At 38.3% G+C, this 18,761-nt stretch carries 13 protein-coding genes; 1 reads left to right on the forward strand and 12 read right to left on the reverse strand.

Features of this window, described 5'->3' with window-relative positions; translation table 11 throughout:
• Positions 1 to 83: 83 nt before the first annotated feature.
• The 6 genes from SD427_RS12060 to SD427_RS12085 form a co-directional block, all read right to left on the reverse strand.
• A complete protein-coding gene (locus SD427_RS12060) occupies positions 84 to 1,946 on the reverse strand; it encodes a glycoside hydrolase family 13 protein (protein ID WP_320558049.1) in 1,863 nt (620 codons plus the stop codon).
• Between the two features lie 14 nt (positions 1,947 to 1,960).
• A complete protein-coding gene (locus SD427_RS12065; RefSeq protein WP_414017726.1) occupies positions 1,961 to 2,965 on the reverse strand; it encodes a bile acid:sodium symporter family protein in 1,005 nt (334 codons plus the stop codon).
• A gap of 82 nt (positions 2,966 to 3,047) precedes the next feature.
• The gene (locus SD427_RS12070; RefSeq protein ID WP_320558051.1) at positions 3,048 to 5,207 is read right to left on the reverse strand and encodes a glycoside hydrolase family 97 protein; all 2,160 of its coding nucleotides are present in this window, start codon (positions 5,205 to 5,207) and stop codon (positions 3,048 to 3,050) included.
• 75 nt (positions 5,208 to 5,282) lie between these two features.
• On the reverse strand, positions 5,283 to 6,317 hold the full coding sequence (locus SD427_RS12075) for a SusE domain-containing protein (RefSeq protein WP_320558052.1): 1,035 nt from the start codon (positions 6,315 to 6,317) through the stop codon (positions 5,283 to 5,285).
• A gap of 18 nt (positions 6,318 to 6,335) precedes the next feature.
• Positions 6,336 to 7,991, reverse strand: coding sequence for a RagB/SusD family nutrient uptake outer membrane protein (locus tag SD427_RS12080; protein ID WP_320558053.1), 1,656 nt, complete (start codon positions 7,989 to 7,991; stop codon positions 6,336 to 6,338).
• Positions 7,978 to 10,710, reverse strand: coding sequence for a SusC/RagA family TonB-linked outer membrane protein (locus SD427_RS12085; RefSeq protein ID WP_320558054.1), 2,733 nt, complete (start codon positions 10,708 to 10,710; stop codon positions 7,978 to 7,980). The genes SD427_RS12080 and SD427_RS12085 overlap by 14 nt, the downstream gene beginning before the upstream one ends.
• Positions 10,711 to 11,037: 327 nt before the next feature.
• Between SD427_RS12085 and metG the strand changes: the two genes are divergently transcribed.
• The gene (gene metG, locus SD427_RS12090; protein ID WP_320558055.1) at positions 11,038 to 13,074 is read left to right on the forward strand and encodes a methionine--tRNA ligase; all 2,037 of its coding nucleotides are present in this window, start codon (positions 11,038 to 11,040) and stop codon (positions 13,072 to 13,074) included.
• A 183-nt stretch (positions 13,075 to 13,257) separates the two neighbouring features.
• On the opposite strand, the gene SD427_RS12095 is transcribed toward metG, so the two are convergent.
• The 6 genes from SD427_RS12095 to SD427_RS12115 form a co-directional block, all read right to left on the reverse strand.
• On the reverse strand, positions 13,258 to 13,965 hold the full coding sequence (locus tag SD427_RS12095; protein WP_320558056.1) for a class I SAM-dependent methyltransferase: 708 nt from the start codon (positions 13,963 to 13,965) through the stop codon (positions 13,258 to 13,260).
• 537 nt (positions 13,966 to 14,502) lie between these two features.
• Positions 14,503 to 14,781, reverse strand: coding sequence for a hypothetical protein (locus tag SD427_RS12100; RefSeq protein ID WP_320558057.1), 279 nt, complete (start codon positions 14,779 to 14,781; stop codon positions 14,503 to 14,505).
• A gap of 49 nt (positions 14,782 to 14,830) precedes the next feature.
• Positions 14,831 to 15,034, reverse strand: coding sequence for an RHS repeat-associated core domain-containing protein (locus tag SD427_RS19090; protein WP_414017691.1), 204 nt, complete (start codon positions 15,032 to 15,034; stop codon positions 14,831 to 14,833).
• A gap of 64 nt (positions 15,035 to 15,098) precedes the next feature.
• On the reverse strand, positions 15,099 to 15,602 hold the full coding sequence (locus SD427_RS12105; RefSeq protein ID WP_320558058.1) for a hypothetical protein: 504 nt from the start codon (positions 15,600 to 15,602) through the stop codon (positions 15,099 to 15,101).
• A gap of 371 nt (positions 15,603 to 15,973) precedes the next feature.
• Positions 15,974 to 16,498, reverse strand: coding sequence for a hypothetical protein (locus tag SD427_RS12110; RefSeq protein ID WP_320558059.1), 525 nt, complete (start codon positions 16,496 to 16,498; stop codon positions 15,974 to 15,976).
• Positions 16,485 to 18,401: an RHS repeat-associated core domain-containing protein gene (locus SD427_RS12115; RefSeq protein ID WP_320558060.1), complete on the reverse strand. Its 1,917-nt coding sequence runs from the start codon at positions 18,399 to 18,401 to the stop codon at positions 16,485 to 16,487. The genes SD427_RS12110 and SD427_RS12115 overlap by 14 nt, the downstream gene beginning before the upstream one ends.
• Between the last annotated feature and the right edge of the window lie 360 nt (positions 18,402 to 18,761).

Consider the following 18,761-nt stretch of genomic DNA (forward strand, 5'->3'; position numbering starts at 1 on the left):
TATAATTATAATTTCATCCGGCGCAGGTCCGGAAAGTTTTTAATGATCCTGTTTTTTTGATTCGAATATTGATTCCTTGTTTATTATTTAACCAATTCAATTACCATCGGGGTTTTTGCCGGCACTGTAAATGAATTCTGCAGTGACACTTCTTTACCGGAAATGATTTCTCTTCCTTTTGAAAATCCGTTCAGCGATTCTGCAAAACGGGCCAGATCTATTTTCTGTTCGCTTTCATTATTGTTCAGAACCACCATGACGCTTTCCTGGCCGTTGTACCTGAAATAGACGAATACATTATCCTGCGGAATATAATTTTTGGTTTTTCCGGTATGGATCACCTCTTTGCTTTTTCTCCAGTTCAGCATTTTGCGGGTGAACTGATAAAATTCTTTCTGTTCAGGCGTTTGTGCGGAAACATTGAATGCATTCTGCGGATCCGACTTCCAGCCTCCGGGAAAATCCCTGCGGATATCGGCATCGCCGCCTTTATTTTTGTCTCCTCTCATGCCCACTTCCGTTCCGTAATAAAGCTGCGGAATCCCGCGGACGGTTGAAAGAAGCGTTAATCCGAGCTGATAGGCTTTCGGATCAGCATTAAAAATTTCATTCCATCTTTCGGTATCATGGTTTTCAAAGAATACGAGTATATTGTTGATGTCTGGGTACAGGAAATCACTTGAAAGCCCGTCATAAATTTTCATCATTCCGGTATCCCAGCCCTGGTTTTCTTTCAGGGCTTTCGGCATGTTCCCGTACAGCATGAAATCCATCACGGAAGGCAGGTTGGAGTTATATTTCGCGGCTTCCCCTGTTTTGGAATCTTTCTGCCAGGCTGAAATATGCCCGGCAGTATTCAGCCAAGTTTCGCCTACAATATTGAACTGCGGATACTCATCGGTAATCGCTTTTGCCCATTTTGCCATGGCTTCTTTGTCATTATATGGGTAAGTATCTACACGGAAGCCGCCGAGTTCCGCGTATTCAATCCACCAGATGGCATTTTGGGTCAGGTATTTTAAGACCAGCGGATTTTTCTGGTTGATATCAGGCATCGTAGTATCAAACCAACCGTCCAGCGCTACCCTTTTATCGCTGTCGGCAGCATTGGTATCAAACTGTGAGGTGATCTTGTAATTGGAACGTTTAAAACCGTCTTTTCCGTCATTGAACCAGTGAATCCAGTCTTTTGTCGGGAGATCTTTGATAATCCAGTGGGAAATCCCCCAGTGGTTGGTAACATAATCCATCACCAGCTTCATATTCCTTTTATTGAGTTCACGGGAAAGTTCACGGTAGTCTTCATTGGTTCCGTAACGGCCGTCAATTTTATAGAGATCAGTCTGGGCATATCCGTGGTAGGAATATACTTTTTCATTATCCTCGTTTACCGGGGTCAGCCAGACTGCCGTCGCTCCGAGATTTTGAAGATAGTCTAAGTTATTGATGATTCCTCGCAAATCTCCTCCATGACGTCCGTTGGGAAGGCTGCGGTTGGCTTTTTCGGTAAGCTCCGGCCTTGAATCATTTTTTTCATCACCGTTGGCAAAACGGTCGGGCATGATGAGGTACATGACGTCTTTTGAAGTGAATGATGCGCGGGCTGCAGAACCCGGGTTTCTCTCTTTCAGTTCATAGGTGTATGAACCTGTATTTTTCCTGCCCTGTCTGGTACTGATCTTAAATTTCGGGACATTGATTTCATTGGTATTTACCGTAATAAAAACATAGTTCGGGTTTTCAACTTTCTGGATACTGCTGATTTTCACTCCGTCTGAAAGCTCAATTTCCTGATCCGCAATATTTTTTCCATACACCAGGATCTGAAGTTCAGGGTTCTTCATGCCTTTCCACCAAAAGGCCGGTTCTACTTTTTCCAGGGTTTTGGTCTGGGAAAAGGCAGCGGACGCAACGGTACACGCAAAAATTACATATATTTTTTTCATATATTTAAAGATAATCAAATAGATTCGTATACTTCAACATCCGGGGTTCTTTTTGCTATTTTATTGGCCAGCCAGCTTACATAGAACAGCTGGAAACTGTGGTACACCATAACCGGCAGCAGGAACAGCACTTTCTGATCATCCGGAATCCCCAGCACCAAAAGGAAAAGGCTTCCGTGAACCAGGGATTTTTTGGAACCGCAGAAGGTTGCCGTGATCCGGTCTTCAGCTCTGAAATTCATTTTCCGGGCGATGAATCCCAGGATATGGTACACGGTAAAAAACAGGAACACCACACTGAATGCCAGGATCAGAAATACCAAAGCAGGCACTGAAGCAAAGATATTTTCTGTGAAAGCGGCAGAAAAACTTTCATAGACAATCAGCAGGATAATCAGCCGGTCAAATTCTGCAATGGCTGAGGAAAACCGGGTTACCCATTTTTTGAGAAAAGGATTCAGCAGGATTCCCAGGATAATTGGCAGCAATACTTTGATGAGCAGCTGCTGTATGATTTCACCCTGATGGCCGGAACCTTCAGCCGGAACCAGGAAAAAGCTCATCAGTAAGGGTGTCATGACAATCCCTATCAGCCCTGAAACAGAGGCATTGAAAATTGCTGAAGTCACGTTTCCTTTAGCAATGGAAACCATTACCACAGAAGATGAAACGGTAGAAGGCAGGCAAGCCAGAAAAAACACGGAGAGCCAGATACTGACATATCCGGAATCCTTTACCAAAGGATAAAAAAGCAGTACCAGCAGCGGAAACAGGATAAAGGTACCGGACTGGATAAGCACATGCAGCTTCCAGTTGGCAATATCTTTCACCACTTCTTTTAAATCCAGCTTAAGCCCGTACAGCAGGAAGATCCCTGCAATGCCCCAGTCTATAAAAGCAGAAAGGTTAAAATACCGATTGTAGGATTCGTGGAACGGGATAAGCTTTGCCATCAGCACCATGACAGCCAACAGAAAAAGAAAAAGATTCTGCCTGCTAAACATTTTAGTTATCAACATCATTAAAAGATAAATTATTCGTACATAAAAAATCCTTAAAGGCGGAGAACCTTTAAGGATGATAAAGTTAAGAAAATATTATTTACTGTACGGGCTTAACCGAGATCGCAAAGCCGCCGCTGCGTACCATTTTCATATTGATTTTGGATTTGCTTGTGACCTTCTTTTTGTAAATGTTATAACTCTGAGGATTGCTGATGTAGTCTGCATCCTTGCCGTCTTCATAGATTGTGGCCTCATACTTTTTCCCTTTGTCCAGGAATGAAAATTCTACGGTATAATCCCGCTTGTTTTCATCGGTAATCCCGCCCACAAACCAGTTTTCCGTTCCTTTGGCTTTTCTGGCCGTCACTACATAATCTCCGGGTTCTGCAGACAGGATTTTGGTATCGTCCCAGTCTGCAGCTACATCCTTGATAAACTGGAAGGCATCCATATGTTTCCTGTAGTTTTCCGGTAAGTCGGCAGCCATCTGAAGCGGCATGTACATCGTTACGTACAGCGCCAATTGCTTGGCCAATGTGGTTTTAACAAAACGTTTATCGCCCGGGAAATAGTAATCCAGTTTAGTCTGGAAAATCCCCGGCGTGTAATCCATAGAACCGCCCATCCATCTCGTGAACGGAAGAATGGTTTGATGATCCGGATTGTTTCCGCCAAATGCTTCGTATTCGGTTCCGCGGGCCGCTTCTGCAGAAATGTAGTTCGGATAGGTACGGCTTTCCCCGGTCGGACGGACCGATTCGTGAGAATTTACCATCACTTTGTATTCATTGGCTTTTTCAGCAATCCTGTAATAATGGTTGATCATCCATTGGGAGTAATGGTGTTCCCCTCTCGGGATAACATCTCCCACGTATCCTGTTTTTACGGCATCATAGCCGTATTTGTTCATTAGCTGGAAGGCCTTGTCCGCCCATCTTTCATAATTTGTTGCAGAACCTGAAGTTTCGTGGTGCATGATCAGCTTGATTCCTTTGGAATTGGCATACTCATTAAGCATTTTGATGTCGAAATCAGGATATGGCGTAATGAAATCAAAGACGTATTCTTTTGAGCGACCGAACCAGTCTTCCCAACCGATATTCCAGCCTTCGATCAACAATCCCTGAAAACCGTTTTCAGCAGCAAAGTCGATATATTCCTTTACTTTGGTATTGTTCGCGCCATGTTTTCCGTTAGGCGTCAGTTTCGTGAAATCAGTCTGTCCCAAACGCACATTGGATTCCGGCTGACCGTATGCCCACTGGGATTTCCCGATGATCATCTCCCACCAGACGCCCATGTATTTGGTTGGGTGAATGTAAGACGTATCGGTATACTTTGTGGGTTCGTTCAGGTTAAAAATCATCTTTGAATCCATAACCTCTTCTGCTTTCGGAGCTACGATAATGGTTCTCCACGGCGTTACCATAGGAGTTTGCATATAACCTTTTGCCCCTTGTCTGTCGGCAGTAAGGTGGGTTTTGAATTTAAAATTCTGTGCATCCACTTCCAGATGGGAAGCCGGATAATCCAAAACAGCTGCTTCCGCCAGGTTGATGTACAAAGGTTCTTTGCCTTCTTTCTTCAACATCAACGGCGACTGAACGGCGTTTTTAATTAAAGTCTGCGATGCGTTGGCATCTGCTGCCTGCGACCATTTTGAAGGAATTTCGGAAACTTTGGTTTCCTGATATTTATACTCCTGGGAATCATAATCTGCCACCATCCACCAGGCTTTCATATCGGTAGGAAAATCGATTTCCGAATCTTCTTCACGGATCACAAAGTAGTTCAGATTTTTCTGCTGCGGAAATTCATACCTGAACCCAAGCCCGTCATTGAATAATCTGAATTTCACAACGATGCTTCTGTCTGTACTTGCCTGATTAAGGGTTACTGCCAGTTCGTTATAATGGTTGATATAATTTTTCTTTTCGCCGAGAACCGGCTGCCAGGTTTCGTTTTTTGAATCTGTTTTTTCGCCGGTTTTTGTAAAACCGCTGTTTAAATCAAATTTCGCATCTTCAGGTTTTGCAATTTCTGATGCAAATTTTATGGAAGAATCTTTAAAAATTCTCAGTCCAAGTTTTGAATCTTCCACCACTACCTGACCGTTGTATTTCAGGTTGTAGTAAGGAACGCCCTGTTTTAATTGGAAATCCATTTCGAATTTTCCATCGGGCGATTTCAAAGATTGCGCATTGGCGACTCCAAACATCATTGAGAGCAAAAAAGCTCCGATTGTCATTTTCTTCATAATGATTTTTATATAAAACTTTAAAAATAAAAAAACTGTTGCCGAAAAGCAACAGTTTTAAAGAATTTATAGCTACTAATTTATTGTATAAGCTAGAGTGTAAGGGTCAAAAGTAACTGTATGCTGACCTGCCGAAATGGTTAAATTACCTCCAGAAGTAGAAGCCGTTCCGCCAGATCCTCCCCAGTTGGGTTGACTCCAGTCATGATTTAGCCTGAATTTAAACTCACCTGCTAAAAAAGTCGCTGTAGCAGTCCATTTCAACTGAGTATTATCCCAAACCATGTCTATATCTGTACTCCAGTTGCCTCCGGGAGTTGCAGATCCTATTAAACTCATTTGGTGAGGTACCATCTTCAGTGTATTTGTGTTGGTATTGATGGTGGTTTCATAATAGCCAAGACCGGGTGCTACAATATCGGATCCTCCATTATACAAAACTGGAATTGTATTTACGGCTGCTGAAAACTGGCTAGTGGTTCCATAAGAATTATCCCAGTTTTTCTGCGGATTAATTTTGAATGACAGTCCATTATCTGCAGTTGCCAGAAATTTAATATAACCAACATAGATTCCATTTGAAGTTGGGGACACAAGAGTATTTGCCGTAGCAGGATCCCATCCTTGATATTTACCAGGAGCATACATATAAGAAATCAATGCATAGGGGTTTACCGAAATTTTCTGTACCGTTGAATAAACAGGACTTCCTTTTCCAACAGTAGTTTTTAATCTTACATCTACGTTTGACGCAATACCAGTTTGCAATCCCAAACTCAACATCAAAGCATTAAATTCAAATACTGTATAGGTTTTGGATAATGTTCCAAGACTTAATCCTGCCTCTTTTACATTTGCAAAATTATTTCCTGCTACTGCAAACTGCAATACATTTGTAATTTCTACTTCAGGGGTATATTCTGCAGGGGTAATGGTAAATGTAACGGCATTGTTGCTTGCTGTTGTACTCGTCAAAGTAAGAGATGCTGCACTCGCTTTAAGCGTAGGCTCGGATTTTAAAGATAAAACAGCCTGATCTTCATCTTTTTCACAAGACCAAACCATCATTATAGCAATGGTTGCGAAAAGAAATTTTATAATATTTTTCATTAATTTAAATTTTAAAAATTAATAACCCGGGTTTTGAGATAAGTTTGAATTGATATTCAGATATTTATTCGGAATTGGGAACAAAACTCTGGTAGGAGCTATAGAAGACCCATTTTGGATTCCTCCTTTCCATTGCCATGTATAACCGGAAACGTAATGATTTAACCTGATTAAATCTTGTCTTCTCGTACCTTCCCAATACAGTTCTTTAGCTCTTTCGTTCAGAATAAACATTTCTTTAGCATCTGTTGTGGTAAGCGCATTAATATCAGACATTGAAATATTTGTTGCACCACCTCTTGTTCTTAAGGCATTGATATACCCTAAAGCTGTAGCTGTGCTCCCTTTTCCGTTGACAACGGCCAATTCTGCATACATCAAATATGCATCTCCCATTCTGAACAAAGCAAAATCTGCATCTGCAAAAGTTCCGTCACTTCCATTAGCACCGCTTGTCTTTTTGTTAGAAAACTTAATCAATTTGGTACCTTCTTCAAATTTAGAATAATCTGAAATAGATACAGGATCTGTACTTCCAGCAACTTTCATTACTCGGGCATCCGATCCTGCAGACTGAATAAATTCCTGACGTGTTCTGAAACCAGCCCAGCCTGCATCTACCCCTAACAGAGCTCCTACTGCATTGGTACAACTTGCGTGGATTAAAAAGGTAGTGCCTCCGTAAGTTTTTGTTTTGATACCGTCAAAATTAATTGGGAAGATAGCTTCATCTTGCGCACCATTGGTATTGTTATCCGCTTTAAATAAATTGGCGTAAGGTATTGTAGCCACTTTATATGGTGAAGCAATTACTTTTGTAATCTCTGCCAAAGCCTCTGTACTTCTGTCAACACCCGTATATACTTTTGAGTTTTGGTATAATTTGGCTTTTAACATCCAAGCGGCAGCTTTGTCCGCTCTTCCATATTCGTTGGTCTTTGCTGCGGCCAAATCTCCATCTATATCATTCAGCTCTCCCAACAGATAATTGAAAACATATTCTCTTGATTGTACTGACGGTTTTACACCAGAACCAATAACATCTCCTTCTGTTGCAAAAGGAATTCTGCCATAAATATCTATTGCGTGATAATAAGATAGGGCTCTTAAAAATCTTGCTTCTGCACGGAAAGTCTTTATTTGGGTTTTTAAATCTGCAGAAACCCCTCTGGATGATAATTTCTCATCAGTAGTTTCTCTTAAAAACTCATTGACCAAGCCAATCTGAAAAAATATTCTTGCAAAGAAAGCTTCATTGAATTTATTGTCTGCATTCCAGGTATTGAAGTTTAAATCTCTGATCCCGGGATTATCAGATTCTCCCCAGGCAATAATGGCTTCATCGGTTGTAAGTTCCTGTAGTTGCCAATATCCTCTAATGTATTGTGAAAAACCTTCATTCGGTCCTCCATCAGATTCTAATCCTAAATCTGAATTTCCGTTAGGAGAAGTTTGTCCTGTTACCGCTAAACCAGCATAAATTTTCGCCAAAAACTGCTTGTAAGATTCAGGCTGGGAATAAAATTGTTCGGACGTGTACAATTCATCATCACTTACTTTAACATCTAAATCGTTAATACAAGAGGTTGCCGATAATAGAAATACACTTGCAATAGCCAGATTTCTTAGTTTTACTATATTTAATTTCATTTTTTTAAGTTTAAAAGTTTGCATTGATTCCTAAAGTAAACATTCTTGCTCTTGGATATATCGAAGCATCTCTACCATCATTAAATACCTCTGGATCAATGTTTTTATATTTTGTGATAATAAGTACATTATTTACCCCTGTATAAAATCTTATTGAACCCTTGTTTTTTAATAAATTGTTAAAAGTATATCCTAATGTTACATTATCTAACTTTACAAAACTTCCGTTTTTAACGTAATAATCAGATTCTTTATTGGTAAATGTAAAATTAGTATTAGTAAAATCTACAGGAGCATTGTTAATAGTTCCATCTACAGTATTATAAATGTTACCTAATTGCGCTCTGTCTGCCGAAATTTGATCATACACATAGTTACCAATACTTGCTCTCCAAGCCATAGAGAAGTCAATATGTTTCCCAAAAGTTGCATTTGTCATGAATCCCATTGTAACATCTGCCTGTGGCTTTTTATAGATGTATTTATCTGCAGAAGTAATGACACCATCATTATTTCTGTCTACATAAGCTCCTTCTATTGGTTTACCATTGCTGTCATATACTTGTTGATACACATTAAATGCATATGGAGAATATCCTGTTTTAAATGTTTGTATAAATGCTCCTAAGCCAACACCACCTTTATCAATGTTATCTAATTCCAGTTCTTTAATATTGATGTTATTGTAGGTTGCGTTATAATTGAAATTCAGGGTGAAATTTTCTTTTTTCACTGCCTTGATATCCAAACCTAATTCAACACCTTTAGACTGTAATTTTCCGATATTCTTAAATCCAATAACTCTTAAATTTTCTAAAGGTCCTTCCGGTACAATAGATAATAGATCTTTAGTATCTGCTAAATAAAAATCCAAAGTTCCCGTAACTCTGTTTTTGGCGAATCCAAAATCTAATCCAAGATTATATTTTACACTCTCTTCCCATTTCAGATTTTGATTATATCCATTGGCTTTCGCAATCTGATAAAATGTATTTCCCAACTGATAAAATAATGTTGTTGAGATATCATATGTTTTTAAATAATCAACTCTTGCAATATCACCAATATCTTGATTTCCAATCTTTCCAATACTTGCTCTTAGTTTAAGATCTGATAATGTAGAATTTCCTTTTAAGAAACTTTCTTCAGAAACTTTCCAGGCAGCGGCTACTCCACCAAAATTGCCCCATCTGTTTTCCTTACTAAAGCGAGAAGATCCATCATGTCTGTAATTTACAGTAAGTAAATATTTATTGTTATATCCTAAATTTAACCTACCAAAAAATGCCTGTAAATTAACATCCGGTTTAGAATTCGGATTATAAAATTGAGCAGGGTCTATACCATATACAAGTGTATTACCACTTCCGAAACTTGTCTTATGATAATTTTGATACTCATAACCTCCCATCACATCAAAATTGAATTGCCCAAAAGTTTTAGCATAATTCAACTGTACATTTGCATTTTTATTGAATAGACTTTCCCCAGAAAAAGATTCTGATCCATAATAAGCAAAAGTATTATTAATAGAATAATATCCGTTTCTCGAATATTTATTTGTTGTTACATGACCATCGTATTCTCTGGTATCCAAACCTGCATTCGCAACTAACCTTAATTCTGGTAAAAAATGGAATTTATATTCCATGTTTACATTTCCAAAAAATCTTTTAAAATTTTGAATATCATGCTTATTTCTTAGCTGTGCTACAGGGTTAGAAACCCCATTAGGATTATATGTTCCTGTAGTAGAGTTAAAATTACCCATTCTATTTTCGTAATAACCATCTCCATAGATAGAATTGTCTTCATAAACAGATTGTGTAGGATTCATAGAAAGTGCATTACCAATAGCTCCTTCATCGGCATTATTTTTAAAAGTATAAGAATAAGTACCTGTAATATTAAATTTCAAATGATCGTCAAAAAAACTAGGGCTTATTGCGATATTTCCGGTTGTTCTCTGGAAACCAGAAGTAATCAATAATCCGGTATTTTCTAAATGATCTACAGAGAAACGAGTTGGTACTTTTCCAAACAAACTTCCGGAAACTGAAGCATTAATATCATTCGTTACAGAAGTTTTAAAAATTTCGTCTTGCCAATCTGTATTAGAAGTACCTAATTGAGATACTTTATCCGGGACAAATTGATTGATTAGGGCTCTAAACTCATCACCACTATATACTTTAATTTTCTTAGCTAAAGTATTAACCGTGGTAAAAGCATTTAATGATACTCTTAATCTTTTTCCTCCTTTTTTAGTCGTAATTAGAATAACCCCATTAGATCCTCTGGAACCGTAAATCGCAGTAGAAGCCGCATCTTTTAATATCGAAAAAGATTCTATATCATTTGGATTGATTGTAGATAAAGAAACCCCGTCTAATGGCAAACCGTCTACAACTAATAATGGTTCATTACTTGCATTCAGAGAAGAACCTCCTCTTATCCTGATAACCGCTTCACTTCCCGGCGTTCCGGACTGGGTAATTACCACACCGGCAGCACGACCATTGATCAGCCCTTCTACAGTCGATATGGCCCCTTTGTTAAAATCAGCTGTTGACAATGCAGTTACAGATCCAGTCAAATCAGTTTTTTTCTGCTTTCCATAGCCTACTAACACCACCTCCTCAATTTTTTTCTCTTTTGTTGTAGAGTCTGTCTGCGCATGAATCATTGTACTGGCCAATAGGAAGGCCGGCGCAATTTTTAATACCGTTGTAAAATTCTTCACAATATTATTTTTATATAGTTTCTTTATCAATCATACCAGCATCAGCCAGTCCTGCAATTTAACAAAAATTTACAATGATGTTAATTTTATTATAAATTAAGTTAAAATTGTGTAGATTGATATACTTTTTTAGCGTATAATATTCAATTTCAGATGATTAAATTAAAATATGCTTTACATAGCACTGTAATAATTTAATAAAAAGTTAAACTTATGTTTAACTTAATGTCATATCCCACTATCCGTATAGACTAAAAACCATTGTTTGCAGGGCTTAGGGAATTCCACAGATATTCGTTATCTTTGCCTATAAAACTTTACAATAAGATGTCAGACAGAAAGATGATTACGGCAGCGTTGCCTTATGCCAACGGGCCGGTTCACATAGGGCATTTGGCAGGGGTGTATATTCCTGCGGATGTGTATGCAAGATTTCAGAGAAGATCAGGAAAAGACGTAGCTTTTATCTGCGGTTCTGATGAACATGGGATACCCATCACCATCAGAGCCAAAAAAGAAGGCGTAACGCCCCAGGATATTGTGGATAAGTATCATGAAATCATTAAAAAATCATTTTCCGACTTAGGGATTTCCTTCGATGAATATTCCAGGACGACATCTGAAAAGCACTACGAAACCAGCCAGGATTTCTTCAAAGTCCTGTATGAAAAAGGAAAGTTTACGGAAGAGGTTTCCGAACAGTATTTTGACGAGCAGGCCAATGAATTCCTGGCAGACCGCTACATCGTAGGAACATGCCCGAACTGTGGCAATGAAAATGCCTATGGAGACCAGTGCGAAAAGTGCGGCTCTACGCTTTCGCCTTCAGAATTAATCAACCCGAAATCAATGCTGAGCGGCAATGTCCCGATCCTTAAAGAAACCAAAAACTGGTACCTGCCGTTAAATGAATATGAAGACTTCCTGAACGAATGGATTATTGAAGGCCACAAAGACGACTGGAAACCTAACGTATACGGACAGGTAAAATCATGGCTGAATGACGGACTGAAGCCTCGTGCCATGACCCGGGATCTCAACTGGGGCGTCCCGGTTCCGCTGCCGGGTGCAGAAGGAAAAGTGCTGTATGTATGGTTTGATGCCCCGATCGGTTATATTTCATTTACCAAGGAGTGGGCAGAGAAAAACGGCAAGGACTGGAAAGATTACTGGCAGAGCGAAGACAGTGATCTGGTTCATTTTATCGGTAAGGATAATATCGTATTCCACTGTATTATTTTTCCTGCCATGATGAAGGCCCACGGGGATTTTGTGATGCCTGACAATGTTCCTGCTTTTGAATTCCTGAATCTGGAAAACGACAAAATATCAACTTCCAGGAACTGGGCAGTCTGGGCGCATGAGTATGTAGAGGAATTCCCTGGACAGCAGGATGTTCTGCGTTACGCATTGCTTTCTTCCGCTCCTGAAACAAAAGATAACAACTTTACCTGGAAAGATTTCCAGACCAAGAACAATTCGGAGTTGGTAAATAAGTTCGGTAACTTTATTAATAGAGTAATTTCTTTTACAAATAAAAACTTTGAAGGGAATGTACCTAACGGTAACTTAGATGAAGATAGTAAGAATGCTATCAATAAGGCAATTAATGACGTTTCAAATCATTTAGAGAAATATGAGTTCAGAAATGCATTAAATGCTTTTATGGCTTTAGTAGATTATGGAAATTTATATCTTCAGAATGCGGCACCTTGGAACTCTATAAAAAATAATCCAGCTGAAGCCGGGCAAACAATGTTCGTAGGAGCTCAAATCGCTGCGGTAGTAGCTCAGTTGTGTGAACCATTTATGCCATTCTCCGCAGAAAAATTATTTGGATATTTTAATATTGAGAAAAAAAACTGGAAGAATTTACGGAATTCCGAAATTCAAATTAAAGCTGGACATAAGATCGAAGAAGCTCCGTTATTATTTACGAAAATCGAAGACGATGTGATCGAGGCCCAGATCCGGAAACTGGAAAACACAAAACAAAGCAATAAAAAAACAAACCCTAGCGCCAACGCCATGAAAGAAGAAATCACCTTTGATGATTTTACAAAAATCGACTTAAGAACTGCGACTATTATTGAAGCTGAAAAAGTAGAGAAAGCAGATAAATTATTAAAGCTGAAAGTGGATACAGGCGTGGACGTAAGAACCGTGGTATCTGGGATTGCGGAAAGCTTTACCGCTGAAGAAGTGATCGGGAAACAGGTGATGATCCTGCTTAACCTGGCACCGAGAAAAATCAGAGGGATCGAATCCCAGGGCATGTTGCTGTTAACTACAAAACCGGACGGAAAACTGTCTTTTGTTACGCCGGATGACAGCACCGTGGAAAACGGAATTGAGATCGGATAATTATTTCAATTTCTATCAGAAATAACAAAAGACGTGCAGCTCATTGTACGTCTTTTTTCTTTATGCTTAAACAATACGATGTTGTCTGTCATTCTGAGTGCCGCAACGGAGTAAAGAATCTCACATCATCAATTTATCTTAATTTTATAAAACCTTTTCTTCTCAAAATGACAGTAGCCATGATTATTTTTTCGTCAGTTTCGCCAGATAAGTATCCTCGTCCTGGATCATCTTTTCAATAGCAAAACCGTTATATTCCGCTGCATTTTTCAGCGTATTGAAATCCAGGTAGAGCCATTTGATCGGGTCTTCAGATTCCCCTTTGTAATGCACCACATAATCCAGTTCCCCGTAATATCCGCCGGCCGGGATCAACACTCCGCCGTCTTCTTCGTCACGGTCAAACATATATATAATATCCGTACTGTCGATCAGGATCTGTCCGTTTTCATTCAGCAGAGAATACAGCCTTTTCAGATAGGTATCAATGGTGGAAAGGCTCTGGAAAATCCCGGTGCCGTTCATCAGCAGCAGGATCGTATCAAAAGTTCCCCCGGAAAAATGAAGCATGTTTTCACAGACTGCCGTCTGGATCCCTCTCAGCTTGCAGACTTCAATGGACTTGGGTGAAATATCCAGGGCTGTCACTTCCAGGTTCCTTTTATTCTGAAGGTACAAAGCATGAGAACCCGCGCCTGCCCCAATGTCCAGCACTTTTCCCTGAGCCAGCCCAAGCGCTTTCTGCTCTATTCCGTTCATCTCTTCAAAATCCCTGAACAGGTAGGCTATCGGAAGTTCGTCAAGTTCGGAAATAGAAGTTTCCGTCTGCAGGTCTTCAGGATTTCGGTTGTGGTAATAATCGTGGATGGCTTGGCCCATTAGGTCTTTCATGGTGAAATTTTTTTTGATGTAAAGATAAAAATTGTATAAAAACTTATTTAAAAATTTTAATCGTATTAAGTATCAAAATTAAACTAAATGAATTTATTACATCAACAAATTAAAATATTTTAAATCATATTATTTGTATCCTAGCGAGGGAAGGAAATATTTTCTATTGAGCTAAAAAAAGCCCAAAACAATAATAAAAACTTAAAATCATAAATATTAGAATATTGAATATATAATATAAAACCTTGCTAGGTATTTTATGAATTAGAAAAAAACTGACAAATTGTAGTAACAATATTACAGGTATAAATTTGAAAAAATAATCGTATTGAAAATACAATAGTAATAACAAATAAATTACTGATATTAATGTAATGGCTTGGATAAAATATTTCATCATTATTAGGGTATTAATTCTCTTTTTACAACTTCTCTTACTTTATCTCTTAAATCATTATCAATACTTCGATGTGTTGAGTTTGGAGCAAGTAAATTTAATGTTTTTGAAGTTTTATTATCACTTGTAGGCTCAATTTTTTATCCTCCATAAATATCTTTTGTCTGATAATAATTAATTGATTTAAAAACATTTGAAGAAATTTCAGTACCAGAATAAGAATCTAAAATATCCAAAGTAATTAGCAAGTCAACTTTCATACTTTTATTTTCGTTGACTGACTCTACAAAAACTAGTCCACCAATGCCTGTAAAATCTAAATTTCCTTGTCCCTTAAAATTGGGATTACTAATTCCTCCTACATTTTGAACTTGTATCTTATTAGGTTTAGTATCTTCTCCCCTAACCCAACCTTGCACAACTAAAATCTACAGCTTCTAAACCTTCTAATTCTCTAGCATCAATAACTCAATTCTCAAAGAAATTATAATGTGACTGATATGTATACTTTTCACTTAAAGGGTCAACATTAAAAAACCTTTCTACATCCGGCATATAATTTCTCCATTTAAAACTATGAAAACCAGTCTCCTGTAATTCTTGTCCCTGATACTTGTAACTCTTATAACTTCCTTGTCCAAACATAACAGATCCTTTCTTCAGGTGGTTCATGCCGAATGGGTAATAATCATTGGCATCTGTAATCTCAAGAACGCCTGCGCTGTTTCTTCCGAAACTAATCCTTGCTGAACTTCGTTCCTAGCCTTCGTAAAAACTTCTCTTTTACTTGTACATCTAAATGGTCTTTGTATTGATAAATGTACTGATCTTTTTTGTAATCATAATAGCCTTCTGCCGTTGGGAAAAACTGGAGATCAGTGTTTTTAAGGCTCATCGGGGTTAAAGAAGCAGGATCATCTATGGAATAGGCCTGCCTTTCAAGCGCTCTGCCTGTTTCCAGATTGGCCATTAAAGATTCACATCCTCCGCCACCGCCAGAAGAAGTGGCAGGCGGCTTGGAAAGGTATTGGAACACATCTGGGTAATCTGTAATTTTAATATCGGTGATATAACCCATTGATCCTCCAATTCCAGTTTTGTTTATCTTACTGAGTTTTGATCCGTCTGTCCTGTATTTGGTATCAAGAACAACTGATTTATTACTGATCTTGCTGTATTCTAAATGTTTGGGGAGGTTCAGGTAATTATATTGTATTGACCCTATCCCTTTATCCGGCATATCGGTCATATTCCCGTTCAGGTCGTATTTGATCTACTGCCCACCGCCTTCATAATCTGTATAGTTGTCAGCAGAATCATTAATATTAGTAAGCTTATTACTCTTGTTTCCTGATACGTAAACATATTCCAGGTCATCAATCTTGGTAGGGATAGTACTGCCGTACTCCGTTATTGGAGTCCTGTAAAGATTTACAAGTCTTTAATGTGAGCACGAGCAAGATGCTCGCGCTAGCATGGGATTGTAAGCAGTGCCCTGAATCCCTTTATCCTTCATATTAATCATGCTCCCGTTCAGGTTGAGCCTGTCATATACATAACCGTACCTTCTGAATTTGAAATTGTTCTCACCACTAACTTTGGAACATTGCTTTATTTCGCATATTTATAATCTCTCAAAACTAAAACTCCATAACCTTTAAAATCATAAATGTCGAAATAATTAATTTTTAAAATTAAAAATTGTTTACTTTTTTCTAATATTTCTATTGAACTAATCTTCTCAAAATGACTAGGATAATTGCCTGTAGCTGATACTACCTTAAACTTATTTTCAGAATCTTTCAGAATATTAAAATTTCTAAAAGTACCTAAATAGTTTTCTTTAGAAATAACTTTTTCCCTCTTTTTAAAATTTATAAAACTTTTAAATTCTTTCTTATCAAGATCGAAAATATAGAGAGTGCTATCATCAGAACTATACTTAAGAAAATTGCTTTCCATGTCATTAGCATTTGGATTATAATAATCTAAAATAACTTTATTTACTTTTTCATTATTAATGTTCCCATTAGGAAGATTACTAATGAGAATTGGACTATAAACTTTTAAATCCTGACTTTTAAAAAAACTTAAGCTACAAAATAGTATTAAAAATAAAACTTTATTTTTTATCATGATATTTTTCTGCGTTTTGAATTTGTATTATTTTTATTAATTGTTTATCAAAAATATCCATTGGAGAATTGGGTCTAATGTAGCCTTGAAATTTAGATTCTCCTAATTTTTTATGATCATCATCTGCATTACCTGTTCTATCTTCAATATGTGCTTTCGTTTCATGATAAACAACTTTGGATAAATCGGATAAATCATATTCTTCTTTTACTTCTCCTAATGTAGGGCTAATAGTTATTTTAGTATATTTTTCCGAAGCTGTATTTGGGAAAAAATCTTCATTAAATGCCATCAAATGTACATTTTTACCATTCGATTTGGATACATCTAATCCCTCAAAACTTCCTAATGAAGGATATGTTTTACCAATATTAGATATAGTATTATTTTTTACAAAAGACTCATTTCCACTTAAAGTATATGTTTCTGCAAAAGTTCTGGAATTTGAAGGGAAAACCGATGAATTTATATAAATATCATCAGTTTTACTTGCTCCATATTTATCCCAAATTCTTCTTCCTTCAGCTGTTTTATACATAAGTTCCTTAGATGCCTTAAAAGAACCGTTTGCGGTTAGGACAATAATATCCTTACTGGATCTTCCATCAGGATCAATAAATCTTATCGGATTATTGTAAGCATATGCGTAAGTTGACCATCTTCTCGAAGTTTCCGCCAATGGATCCACCACGCCCCATCTTCCAATATCCGGCATATAAAATCTTGCGCCGTAATCATACATCCCGCTTTCCTGCAGCTCCTTTCCGTTGTACTTGTAATTCTTGTATGAATTTATCCCAAAGAAAGAGTTCCCGCTTTTCAGGTGGTTCATCCCAAATGGGTAATAATCATTGGTATCCGTGATCTCAAGAGCACCTGTGCTGTTTCTTCCAAAACTTACCCTGTTGTTTCCAAGATGATCTTTGTATTGGTAAATATACTGATCTTTTTTATAATCGTAAAACCCTTCTGCCGTCGGAAAAAACTGGAGGTCATTGTTCTTGGATGCCAGTGTGGCCACTGCCATAGGTTCCACAGAAAATGCCTGCCTTTCCAAAACCCGCAAGGTTTCAAGGCCGGACATCATTTCATCGCTCATCCCGATGAGCCCGATATTTTCCGTTTTAAGATATTGGAAACCATCCAGGTAATCCGTTGTCTTTTTAACGGTGACAGGTCCCGAGATCCCGTCTACGGTGGTCATGTTTTGTTTCTGCAGCTTGCCGCCGTCCGATCCGTATTTGGTGTTAACGGTAACCGTCTCAAATTCTTTGGCGTAATTCAGCTTATCGGGAAGGTTCAGGTAATTGTAGGCAATCTTGCTGATGCCCTTGTCCGGCATCACGATCATATTACCGTTCAGGTCGTAACCCATCTGCTGATTCCCGCCTTCGTATCCTGTAGGATTATTCTGATGATCAGTAATGTTGCTTAACCTGTTGCTGTTGTTCCCCGGTCCGTAGAAGTATTCAAGCCGGTCAATGGCCGTTGCCGTATTGCCGGATTCTATAACCGAAGTCCTGTAGAGATTGGTAATGTTACCATTGAGGTCATAGTCTAAGGATTCTGTATTTTCCTTGCTGTTCGGATTATTTGGGTTCTGGTAGTAGCCTGCCGTTAAGCGGTTCAGCCGATCATAAACGTAGCCATATCTCTTCGGAGTCAGTGATGGATTATTGCCTATATTTTCTACACTTCTCCAGTCTACTTCCGCAATATTCCCATTGTATTTCAGTACTACATCCTTCCCGGAAAAAAGTACCGGATCGGGATTCGTCAGGCCTTCTTTCTCATTGTATCTGATCCTGTAAGAGAACAGCCTGCCACCCAGATCAGCAAGCGGCATCTGGTCTTTGTTGATGTGCGTCATCCAGCCCCGGATGTTGTAGGTATAATCAATCATTAAACCTGAAAAAAGTAAATGATGGACAATTACTTTTAAAATTTCTTAATAAGCAAAGAGCCGACTCAATTGAGTTGGCTTCTTTGTTATGACAGATACGAGCGTGACGCTCGCACCAGCGGGGGATTTCCTGTTCTCTGCCTTAGTAACCTGTGGCATTACTGGAAATATTAGTGTAAGTTACCTGTTACTATTGTTATGCGATGCAGAAATATACTCCAAGTCATCAATCTTGGTTTGGATAGTATTGCCGTATGTACTCAATCTGAGCACGAGCAAGATGCTCGCGCTAGCAGGGAGAGACCCACTTAATGTTTCAGTTTCAGCGGCAGCAACTCCTTTCGATCCTCCTACCTTATG

Source organism: Chryseobacterium sp. JJR-5R (assembly GCF_034047335.1).
Lineage (GTDB): Bacteria > Bacteroidota > Bacteroidia > Flavobacteriales > Weeksellaceae > Chryseobacterium.